General features: G+C 63.8%; 7 protein-coding genes and 3 pseudogenes. 4 read left to right on the top strand and 6 right to left on the bottom strand.

The features are described 5' to 3' along the window. Positions 1-101: 101 nt before the first annotated feature. Positions 102-821, bottom strand: coding sequence for a response regulator transcription factor (locus tag ACHZ99_RS32695; RefSeq protein ID WP_420308467.1), 720 nt, complete (start codon positions 819-821; stop codon positions 102-104). A 207-nt stretch (positions 822-1028) separates the two neighbouring features. Between ACHZ99_RS32695 and ACHZ99_RS32690 the strand changes: the two genes are divergently transcribed. Further along, positions 1029-2363: a hydrolytic protein gene (locus ACHZ99_RS32690; RefSeq protein WP_420308466.1), complete on the top strand. Its 1335-nt coding sequence runs from the start codon at positions 1029-1031 to the stop codon at positions 2361-2363. Positions 2364-2844: 481 nt separating this feature from the next. Then, a pseudogene (locus ACHZ99_RS32685) lies at positions 2845-2928 on the top strand (DUF397 domain-containing protein); the annotation flags it as partial. Between the two features lie 168 nt (positions 2929-3096). Here the strand turns inward: ACHZ99_RS32685 and ACHZ99_RS32680 are convergent. Continuing rightward, the gene (locus tag ACHZ99_RS32680; RefSeq protein ID WP_420308465.1) at positions 3097-3474 is read right to left on the bottom strand and encodes a hypothetical protein; all 378 of its coding nucleotides are present in this window, start codon (positions 3472-3474) and stop codon (positions 3097-3099) included. A gap of 138 nt (positions 3475-3612) precedes the next feature. Between ACHZ99_RS32680 and ACHZ99_RS32675 the strand changes: the two genes are divergently transcribed. Both ACHZ99_RS32675 and ACHZ99_RS32670 read left to right on the top strand, forming a co-directional pair. Beyond that, entirely contained in the window at positions 3613-4128 is a 516-nt protein-coding gene (locus ACHZ99_RS32675; protein WP_420308464.1) for a hypothetical protein, read from the top strand. Between the two features lie 2067 nt (positions 4129-6195). Beyond that, positions 6196-6389, top strand: a pseudogene (locus tag ACHZ99_RS32670) (ISL3 family transposase); the annotation flags it as partial. Positions 6390-6768: 379 nt separating this feature from the next. Here the strand turns inward: ACHZ99_RS32670 and ACHZ99_RS32665 are convergent. The 4 genes and pseudogenes from ACHZ99_RS32665 to ACHZ99_RS32650 form a co-directional block, all read right to left on the bottom strand. Continuing rightward, complete coding sequence (locus ACHZ99_RS32665) at positions 6769-7653, bottom strand: hypothetical protein (protein ID WP_420308463.1); 885 nt, start codon at positions 7651-7653, stop codon at positions 6769-6771. Positions 7654-7661: 8 nt separating this feature from the next. Next, positions 7662-7979 (bottom strand): toxin C-terminal domain-containing protein, encoded by a 318-nt coding sequence (locus ACHZ99_RS32660; protein WP_420308462.1) that lies wholly within the window; start codon positions 7977-7979, stop codon positions 7662-7664. A 40-nt stretch (positions 7980-8019) separates the two neighbouring features. Further along, positions 8020-8859, bottom strand: a pseudogene (locus ACHZ99_RS32655) (polymorphic toxin-type HINT domain-containing protein); the annotation flags it as partial. 1354 nt (positions 8860-10213) lie between these two features. Continuing rightward, a partial coding sequence (locus ACHZ99_RS32650) for a hypothetical protein (RefSeq protein WP_420308461.1) occupies positions 10214-10588 on the bottom strand: 375 nt, incomplete at its 5' end.

Here is a 10588-nt window from a genome sequence, read left to right as displayed (position 1 = left end):
TCGGGCAGTGCCGGGTTCCCGGCCGTCACCCGTTCCGCTGCGACGGTGCCCCGGCCGATCGACGGCCGCCACGTCGCGGCCCCCGGCGGAGCGCTTCGCCGTCAGATCAGCCCGTTGCGCAGCGCGTAGCCGACCGCGTGGGCCCGGTTGCGCAGTTGCAGGCGTGTGATGATCTCGTGCAGCACGTTCTTGACGGTCCGTTCGGAGTACGCGGTCTTGCGGGCGATCTCCGCGGTGTCCAGGCCCTCCGAGACCAGGCGCAGCATGTCCGCCTCACGCGTGGTCAGCGTGGCGAGAGACAGCCCGCCGGGGTCGAGCTCCGGGCGCTGGAGGCTGCCCACGTGGGTGAGCAGCTTGCCGAGCAGGTCGCCGGGCAGCACCCCCTCGCCGTTGGCTATCGCCGAGATCAGATGGAGGAGTTGACCCTGGTCGGCCTCGGTACGCCGCAGGACCGCCGCGACGCCGCACTCGATGACGCGTTGCAGTGCGCCGGTCCCGAGAGTGCTTATCACCAGGCCGGTGCGGGTGACGTGGGAATGCCGCAGTCGGTTCAGCAGGGCCACCACATCATCGTCGACGATGTCAACGACCACCAGCGACACCTCGGCCTGGTTCGCGTCGGCGTCGTCGACCAGGTCGACCTCGGGGCGCTGACGCAGCTGATGGACCACGCCGACGCGCAGGACCGGATCGGCGGCGTACACGGCCACGGTCACCCTGCTGGCACGACCGGAGCGAGAGGCCCACGTGGCCCGGGTCCGGGTGGGCACCCGTAACGCGGCGTCGGACAGGGCGGGACCGTTCTCCTCGATAGAGGACATAGGGGAATATCCTTTCGCGAGTTCGTCGGGGAGAGGTGCAGGACCGGAGCGAACCACCGGGGAGCGGCGGCACACAGGAGACAACATGCGACATTAACGACTGGCCGTTACAGGAGGGTTGACGGTGACTTCCCGGGCACCATGACTGCCCGCGTGCTGCCCTCGCACTCCTCGCGGCAGCCCCGGGCATGTCCCTACCGTGAGCGCGTGACGCCTTCTCCAGCCCCTCCCGGCTCCGGTACGCCCGGTCTCGACATCCCGGCCGTGACGGTGGCGCCGGGCGACACCGCGACCACCAGCCTGACCGTGCGCAATGACAGCGACATCGTCGAGGCGTACAGCCTGGAGGTCGTCGGGGAGTGCCGCTCCTGGACCATCGTCGAGCCCCAGCGGGTCTCCCTCTATCCCGGCACCTCGGAAACGGTGACGATCCGGCTGACGCCGCCGCGCTCCCCCGAGATCCAAGCCGGCGAGAAGCCGCTCGGCGTACGGATCCTGCCGACCGAGCACCCCGAGTCGGTGCGGGTTCCCGAAACCACCGTGCGGGTCGAGCCGTTCCACGAGCTCCAGACCGGGCTCACCCCGCGCCGTCGGCGCGGCTGGCTGCGCGGCCGCTTCCGGCTGACGGTGCACAACCGGGGCAACACCCCGGTGCGGGTCGGCTTCACCCCCGGTCAGGCGGGTGAGGAACTGGGGTTCGCCTTCAGCCCGGCGCAGCCGGCGCTGGAGCCCGGCGAGTCGACGGAGGTCGGGCTGCGGGTCCGCACCGCGAAGCCGGTGTGGTTCGGCGCCCCCGTGGTGTGGCCGTTCACCGTCGAGACCGCCGAAACCGGTGACCGGGAAGAGGAGCAGGCCCGGTGGGACGACCCCGCGGCACGGGGGCCGCTGGACGCGGAGTTCGCCCAGATCCCGATCTTCCCGAAGTGGCTGCTTGCGCTGCTCGCGCTGCTCCTCGCGCTGCTCCTCGCCTGGCTCGCACTGGTCCGCCCGACGGTGCGCAGCGCCGCCAAGGACGCGGCCGAAGAAGCGGTCCGGCCGCGTCCCGCGCCCGCCGGGGAGCAGCTTCCGGGCACCGGCGCCGACAACGGTTCGGGAGCCGAGCCCGGCGGCCAGGAGCCGGGAGCACCATCCGGATCGGGCGGCGACGGCAGCACCTCGGGCGACAGCGGCACCACGGCCGGCAGACAGCAGAGTTCGGCGACCATCGACCTGAAGACCGCCGCCGGGGAGACCAGGACCGGTACCTACCGGGTGCCCGCGGACACCGTCTTCGAGATCACGGACATCGTCGTCGCCAACTTCCAGGGCGATGAGGGGGTGTTGACGATCACGTTCGGCGACCGGAAGATCACCACGATCGCGCTGGAAACCTTCCGCAACCAGGACTACCACTGGGTGACCCCCATCGAGATCCCTGAGAACGACACCGTGACCATCAACGTGACCTGCGCGAAGCCCGGCACCCCGGCCACCGGCCGTCAGGCGCAGGGGTGCCACGAGGTCCTGAACGTGAGCGGAGTGCACAGCCGTACCACGCAGTGAATCGATCCTTCCGATTCCAGAATATGATGGCCAATGTTGGTACTTTCTGTAAAGAACAGGATCTGTCCGGGTTGGAAGTCGATGGCCCGGGCCCGCGAATGGGCCCCAGCGCGCCCACCTGCTATTTCGCCCCAAAGTTGACCGTCCATCACGTCCTGCCAACCACGGTGTTCGTACCCGGCGAACCCGACGCTCCCCTGCCGGCCCTGCAGCGCTCCGCCGGGAACGCGGCGACAGTCCGCGCGATCACCGCCGCCAAGACAGACGAACGGCAGGACGTGGCGGCCGCGGTGCCCGTCCGAAAGCTGAGCTACGGGACATTGAGGTTTCCCCGTGATCTTGGACACTCGATTCTTACGTGGTGAGGACGTGTCCTTGCTCGTGTCGCTGCCGCCCCAGTCCGGGTGTCGGCGCAGGCGTGTTCTGTCGGAGAAGGTTTCGACGAAGGTGAAGATCTGCCTGCGGGCGATGGCCCGGTCGGGCCAGTGGCGTTGTCCCGGTCCGTGACTCGAAGGACCCCGCAGGCCCTGCCCTGGTCTTCCCTGTCAGCTCGTTCTCCGATTGACCGTGTAGGTTCGACCGCTGCTGCGCGACGTCCTCGCCAGGTACGACCAGATGAACACCCGCGAGATTGCGCTCTACCTGTCGTGGCTGGGTGGTCGCCTTCACGGACGAACGAGCCCGAGAAAGTGGATAGCACCCTTCGCGTCGTTCGGCCGAAGGCGTCGCTCCCCTACGACGGGGCCGGGCGCTTCCGCTGTGCGCTACGCATGTTCGCACCCGTTGCGGATCGGCTGGCTGAGGTCGAAGTCGGCAAGGTCGAGATGCAGCCAGACGAAGGCATGCGGGCCGGCGAGCGGTCACGCCGATCGAGCGCTGGTGAGGGCATTGGCAGGTCGTCGTAGACCAGCTCGCTCCGGTCGCAGTCTGCAGACGCGATGACGCGCAGCACCGCAAGCGCCTTTTGGCGCTCCGCCTGGTCGATGATGCGGTCCTGGTTGTAGTGGCGGTGCTCCGGGTTGTACTGGGACGACGACCACTGGTTCTCGTTGCCCGTCCACTTCGCCTCGACGAGGATGTTGTCGGCGGTCGGCCCGCCGTCCACGTGCACCTGGCGGCCGTTCTGCAGCTTGAAGACCTGTTCGTAGTCGGTGTGCGTGACGGAACCGCTGGTACGGGTACGAGACCCGCTTCAGCAGCGGGGTCCGTGCTCCGGGACGACCCCGCCACCGCCCGGAAACGGCTGTGGATGAACCCGAACACCGGCTTCGGCTTCGCCTGCACCTCCTGCCGCACCACCGCCTACGAACGCCAGGAACTGACCGTTCTCGAAGAGACCGGCAACCACTGGCAGACGGGTGCCAAACAGATCCTCGCCATCGGCGATGTCGACGGCCCACCAGACACCGACGACGGCCAGATCGACACCCCCGACCACCCCGACCTCCTCGCCGCCGGCGACCCCGTAGCCTCCGAACAATTCGCCAACTACCAACCCTCGGCTGAAGCGGGACCCGTCCAATCCACGGTGGGGGCTGCCAACCCGGCAGCCCCCCCTCAGGGGTCGGTTCGTGAGCCAGGAGTCGTCGCCCGCCATACCCCCGCCGGAAACAGCGGATCCATGGCCCTGTTCACGCTGGATCAACGGGCCGGGCTACGGCCCACCCTGCCCCTTGCGCCCCTGCGCTCGGCCGCGAGGGCGTCCGGCCGCTGGGCGTTCTACGTGATCGTTCAGCAACGGCACACGGGGGCGGGAACGAGGTAGCCGTACAGACCGACGATGGTCTTGCTCGGTGAAACGGTGGCATCACGCGATTGCCACACTACGCGGCGCGAACAAGACCTCCGGTTTCCGTCGCCTTCCCGTCAGACGGCTGAAGGCGGCGGGCACCTCCCCCGCGACAGGCGGTCTCCCTTCTCCTACTCGCCCCGGGCCACCAGGCATCTACCGATTCGTACTCGACTCAGGCTGGTGGCCAGCACCCCACGAGGATCACGCGCTGTGATCGCCTCGCGAGCGGGCAATTTCGTTCGTGATCGCCGCGATTACCCTGTCGCCCCTGGTTTCCCGGTGGAGCCAAGAAAACAGGCAGCCCTTTTCCACAGCAACGGGAATGCACTGACCAACCCTCCCCGCTGTAGATTGTCAAACCGCTGTAGCCCACCTCCATTGTGAGAATCTCCGCGAGTTCCGAAATTCACCGCAATCACGCGACGTAGGAGACAATGAGGTGCACATACCGCACATCCCAGACGTCACTCCGACTGCCGCCATGAACACCAAAGCCAGCCAGTCCGTCACCGAATCAAGACTGTCAACTGCGAGGTGAGAAACAATGAACAGGAATGCCCCCGCAGAACAGGCCCGCGACCACGCGGAGAGCTATCGGCGGACGCCAAACGCTAACCCAACAACATCACAATTGCAAAAACACACAAGCCGACAGAGATCAGAAGAAAGAAGAGACCGAACCCCCTGACATATCCGGGAGAGGGAAATTCTCCCTTCCTGTGGGTGCGCGTACTTACATTGAGAGACCGCAGAAATCTTGCCACTTCTTGATTACGAAAGAAACAGGTCAAGCCACACACGCCAAAGAGCAGCCCGACGGCCAACGCGAAAACCTTCGCTCCAAGAGGGTCACTTCCTGCGTACTCCGTAGCCGCGACACTGGCTAGGTATCCCCGAGAAATATCTCCGAGCATGCTCTAGATACTTTCCTTAATTGAATTCGAAAGGCCTGAACGTGCAGGAAGCTCCCCCGGTCATGTTGGCAGGTATCGCTGGCGGGAAGATAATTGAAGCCAGCCCCGACCCCCACCTGAGAGAAGTACACGAGATCACCCCTTGAATTGCGCGTTCCTCCGGTATTGATCGACTGATGTGCGGTCATTATCTCACCCTCGTTGACGTTCAGCTGGCCTGCCCATCCTCGAAGCTGATCTATATCGTCGGCATTCGCGCTCGCCGACCGTGGCGCCGCCTCCCGCGCCGTCGACCAGGACACACGCCCGCCGGCCCGCCCGGCACGGACAGCGGTCGCGGTGGACGGCAAGTCCCTGCGCGGCACGGCGCGCGCCGACGGCAGCTGCGTCCACCTGATATCCGCGTTGCGCGGTGACGGCATCGTGTCGGCCCAGCGCGAGGTCCAACACCCGCTGTCACCCCATCCTTTCAACCTCAGCGGCAAACGTCGCAGAGCCCTCATCGACATCAGTGTCGATGAGGGCTCGTGCACGCCTTTTCAGGGTTCTGAACCCTCAGCCGGGAGGGCGTTGAATTACAAATAACCCATTTCGGCAAGGTGGTGGCGCATCCTTCTCACTGAAGCATCCACTCCCGGCCAGGCCCGGGCCCGCGTCCGGCCCCTCGCTGCCCCCCCCCGTCCGCGCAGCCGATCCGCCCCACCTTCACACCTTCTCCAGCCGATATCCAGCCGGTGTGCGGAGAACGACAGATGACGACAGGCGACGAGCCGTCAGACCATCCAGCCAGAATCCAGCCACGGTATGCGAACGGGCCCGAGACCGGGACGCCCGCGGCTGAACTGGGGTTTTGTTAACTCGACGGGGCCACGGTACGGCGAGGCTAGACGTTGAAGCGGAACACCGGCTGCACAGTTTTGACCTGCGGAGGAAGCGGAAGGCCGGGCCGTATCCAGCCAGGATCCAGCCGCCGGAAACGGGGGACCCATGCCCAGTTCGCGCTGGAATTCCGGGCGCGGCCCGGAGCGATCCATCGTCACCGATCTGGATACCGCCCGTCCGCACTTCGGCGTGGCAACTCCCGAACTGACCGAGAGTCGACTGGATCGAAGTGGCCCGCGCCACCACCGAGCTGCCCAGCCTTCGACGCTTTGCTCAGCACGTCCTACGCGACCTGGACGCCGTCACCACCGGCTTCACCCTGCCCTGGAATTCCGGTGTCGTGGAGGGCCACGTCAACAGGACAAGATGCTCAAGCGCCAGATGTTCGGCCGCGCAGGATTCAAACCCCTCCGCAAACGCGTCCTTCTCTCTGCATAAACCTCGGGCCCTGCAAGAGATCACGATGTGAAGGATCGGTCTCCTCCACAGCCATCGAATCGATGAGGTCGGCGAACTCGCTTCGCTGGTCAGTCGACAGCTGAGTAACCAGATGGACGGCACCCTCCAAGACCTTGACCCGTCATCAGCATCCATCTGCTCGTCCTCGCTTCCCTCAACGAACCAGAGGACGTCGACCAAAGCTTCCGCCAGGGCGCGGGTCAGCGACGGGTACACAGACATTGGAACGATCTCCCGCCAGACAGCCGATAGAGCGCGGCCATCTAACTACAGGCCACGGACGCCAACCAGGAGGAAATGGTCAGCTAGCCGCCCAGGAACCCGTACATCACCTCGACGGCGAAACGTAAACGTCAGATTAATCGAATAGAGCCGATGAGCGCACAACACCATCAACATCCGCACACACCGCAAAAAGTGGTTCATGTTCATCTTCTTGAGGCCATACCACAATATGCGAGACCTTAATTCCACGCTCACGCCGCACACTCTCATCGAATTCCTGACGGTCCGAAACCATTGCAGCTTTCCTCAATGGATGACGAGACTTCGACAAAAGGCGAACATTACCATACGGAACTGACCCATTTTCGATGCGCGTCCAAAGTTCAGATTCTTCATCTTCGACCCTCAAGGATGAGGCCGCCGGGAAGAGAGCACAAATCGACCTGGGTGGCAGGTCTGCCTCAGCAGCGGAAACTTCACTACCGTCGTGGAGTAGGTACCACTTCTCACCAGCCATCCCTCCTGCCCACTGCACCAAGAGGACTGATTCACCACACCCGTCTACTGACTGGCGGACAACGTCCCAGAACTTTCCGTCTGCCGGTCGATACGGATGCACGCGTGGGCGAACGATCGCATATGGACTATGCCGCACACGCCTCAATCCAAGACACACGATATCCTCGGCTGCGGACGCATCCCCTATCCTTACACCGAGGTAAATTTCACCCTCACCCACATGAATGTCAAGGATGCTGGATTCCAGCCGGCACCAGAATCCTTCCTGAAGGAGCATGCTCTCGATCAAATCGGAGGCTGCCGCACTAGAAACGATCGCTCCGTCGAAGTGGCGCCACGGAGAAATATTTCTCAATTGGTTGTGCAGTTCTGGTTCCCGAATAGTGAGACGCCTTTCAAGGTTCTTCTCGAGCACCGCGTACACCCGCTCGGAAAGAGTCCGCGCAGCCTCCAGGTCAGCAGGGTTACTCACACTTGCCGTCAGGCGGTACCAGCTCACACGACGACTCATGGGTTTATCCACTTCAATCCAACGACTTGACCCTTCACGTCAATATCCACATCATACGTTCCGGGCCGAGTTTTCTTCGACCAAAGATCTTGGATCCTGTTGGCTCCCTTGAACACACCTCCGTTATGCTGATCAATATCCCTTGTGATGTACCTCGGTTGACCAGGCCCCGGCTTCTTTATTTCAAAGACGTTCGCCTTGCCGTGGTTGCCTGGAACCTTCTTGTATCCGAGGAACTTTGCAGTATCCGCCTGCTGTGCCGCCGTAAGTTTGCTGCAATTGTGTACAAGTACGGGTGTCGTGCCCCAGCACATAGTACGTGTGGATGTTGTTGATGGTGAGGTCGTGCGTGCGTTGGCGCTTCGTGTAGTGGCGGACGCCCTGGATGGTGGCGGTGGCGCCGTCCGGGGTGCGCAGGGTCTGGCCGACAGCGAGGTTGCCGGCGTTGGCCCACCCGTTCAGTTCCTCTACCCAGAACGGGTGTGTGGTGGTGGAGGTCAGGGTGGTGGTCCGGCCGTCGGTTTTGATACTGAGATCGACGAAGTTCTTGTCGTCCTCAGTGTTGCTCGTTGCGACGACCTCGCGGATGATGGTATTGCCGGTCTCCGGGTCGGTAGCGACAATTTTGTCGCCGATTCTAAGGTCCTCAATGGGTTTGGAGCTACCGTCGGCCAGCAGCACTTTAGTGCCGGGGATGAAGCTGTGACACTTCTTCGCTGCCTTGATGAGTTTGATCGGCTTGAGTGCCTTGGCCCAGGGCAGGTCGAGCGCGGCGGAGCCGCAGGCGCTGGTAAAGCCGGGGTTTTTCAGACATTCCTTCCAGGCGCCGATGTCAGGTGCGACGATCGACAGGACGAACTGGTCAAAGGCGGTCTGTGGCCGGTCAAGCCAGCCGAGGTCGCCTGCGACGGCGCAGAAGTCCTTACTGGCCGGAGCAGTCTCTTCTGGATCACACGACGCCCGGATGTGGTGGTCCAGCCGGTCCTCCTCGTTGCTGAGCGTTGGGTACGTCGACAGTGGTCTTGATCGATTTGTGCCGAGGCAGCGGGACACTTCGTGGATCGGGATGCCGTGGGCCAGGGCTGTGGAGGCGAAGAAGTGCCGCAGGCCGTGAGGGCGGTGGGCATGGTGCGCTTGCCGCGCTCGCGTAGGGCGAAGAGGGTCTCGACGCCGCCCGCCGTTCTGGTGCCCCATTGGCGTAGGTGGGTGTCGATCTCGTCGGCGAGGAAGGCGGGGGGTGGGGATGTCGCGGTACTCGTTCTCGGCGCGGTGCTGGAGTGGGATGAACCGGGTGACGCAGTCCTCGCGGTGGGCCTTGGCCCTGATCTGGCGGCGGATGCGGAGGAAGCCGTCGCGGTGGCAGTCGACGGAGAAGGCGAGGGTCTCGCTGATCCGCAGCCCGGCGGCGGACTGGAGGTAGACCGTGAGCCGGTACTGGGGTGAGATCTGCTTGGCGATGAGGTCCACCTCGTAGAGGGTGGGGATCTCGTCCTCATCAACCGCGTGGGATCCGGCGCGCGGGAGCCTGATGCCGTCGGTGGGGTTTCGTAGCGCCGCTTCTCCCTGATCGCGGTCTTCAAGATGCTGGTGACCATCTTCATGCGGTCGCGGACCGCGCTCGGGGCGAGTTTCTGGCTGATGGCGGCCACGAAGGTCTCGACGTCCCTGGTCTGGATGCCGATGACGGTCTTGTCCCCCAGGGGGGGACGAGGTGGATGCGCAGGAAGCTCTCGTAGTTGCGCCAGGTTGCTGTCGGCGATGATCTGGCGGGCCAGCCAGTCGGGGGCGTACTCGTGCAGGGGGGACGTGATGGTGATCTGAGGGCCCGGCGACTATGACCCTCTGTAGTTCCCCTCTGCCCGGTGTCCGACCCAGGGCCGAACAACGCTTGGGCTCAGAGAGGAAAGATGGACTCGATGGTGATCCGTGCGGCCGGTGACCAGGGCAGATGGCCGGTTCCCATCTGTGTGGTGCCCTGCCGACGGTCCGAGGGGAAACGGGACGGCCGAGCGGCCACCCGGCGGCCCTCGCGGGCACCGACAGTGCCGTCCACACACGCCGGGCCCCGGGGCGCGTTCCCCCGATCGCTCGGCCGACGCGGGCGTACACGCCGTCTGCGCGTACCCCCTGCGCATTACCCGCCGGTCGGCGCTCTCCAGCCGATATCCAGCCGGTGTGCGGAGAACGACAGATGACGACAGGCGACGAGCCGTCAGACGATCCAGCCAGAATCCAGCCACGGTATGCGAACGGGCCCGAGACCGGGACGCCCGCGCCTGACCTGGGGTTTTGTTAACTCGACTGGGCCACGGTACGGCGAGGCTAGACGTTGAAGCGGAACACCAGATTCACAGTGTTGACCAGCGGAAATGCTGGAGAGTGAGGCTGGATCCAGCCAAGATCCAGCCGCTGGAAATAAGCTGAGCCATGACCCTGTTCACGCTGGATCGACGGGCCCGTTGAGGACCCAGCCTACTACTCGACCCAATCGAGCAAACAGCGTTGAATTAATACTCGGCTCAGGCTGACGGCCGGAGCCTCATGAAGATCACGCACTATGATCACCTCGGGAACGGGAAATTTCATTCTCGATCGCCACGATCACCCTGTCGCCCCTGGTTTCTCGGTGGAGCCAAGAAGCCAAGCGGCTCTTTTCCACAGCAAGAGAATGAACTGACCACCCCTCTCCACTGTATATAGTCAAACCGTTATAGCCCACCTTCATTTCGAGAATATCCTGAAGCTGAATGCCTGTTTTGTACCCAAGATTCTTCGCGATCACGCGAGTAGACGTAAGCGACAACGAAGTGCACATGCTGTACATTCCGGACGCCACTCCGACCACCACTGCGAATATCACAAACAGCCAGGCAGCCACCGAATCAAGGCCAACGACTACTCCTAGTGTCGCGATAGACAAGAA

The organism is Streptomyces sp. MAR4 CNX-425, from assembly GCF_048656465.1.
GTDB lineage: Bacteria > Actinomycetota > Actinomycetes > Streptomycetales > Streptomycetaceae > Streptomyces.
The sequence above is the reverse complement of the archived record's forward strand: the minus strand, read 5'-3'. Positions and strand labels throughout refer to the sequence as shown.

Coding starts and splice junctions, on each gene's coding strand:
- ACHZ99_RS32675 (WP_420308464.1), top strand. CDS start 3,613: ATGAACCCGAACACCGGCTTCGGCTTCGCCTGCACCTCCTGCCGCACC.
- ACHZ99_RS32695 (WP_420308467.1), bottom strand. CDS start 821: ATGTCCTCTATCGAGGAGAACGGTCCCGCCCTGTCCGACGCCGCGTTA.
- ACHZ99_RS32660 (WP_420308462.1), bottom strand. CDS start 7,979: ATGTGCTGGGGCACGACACCCGTACTTGTACACAATTGCAGCAAACTT.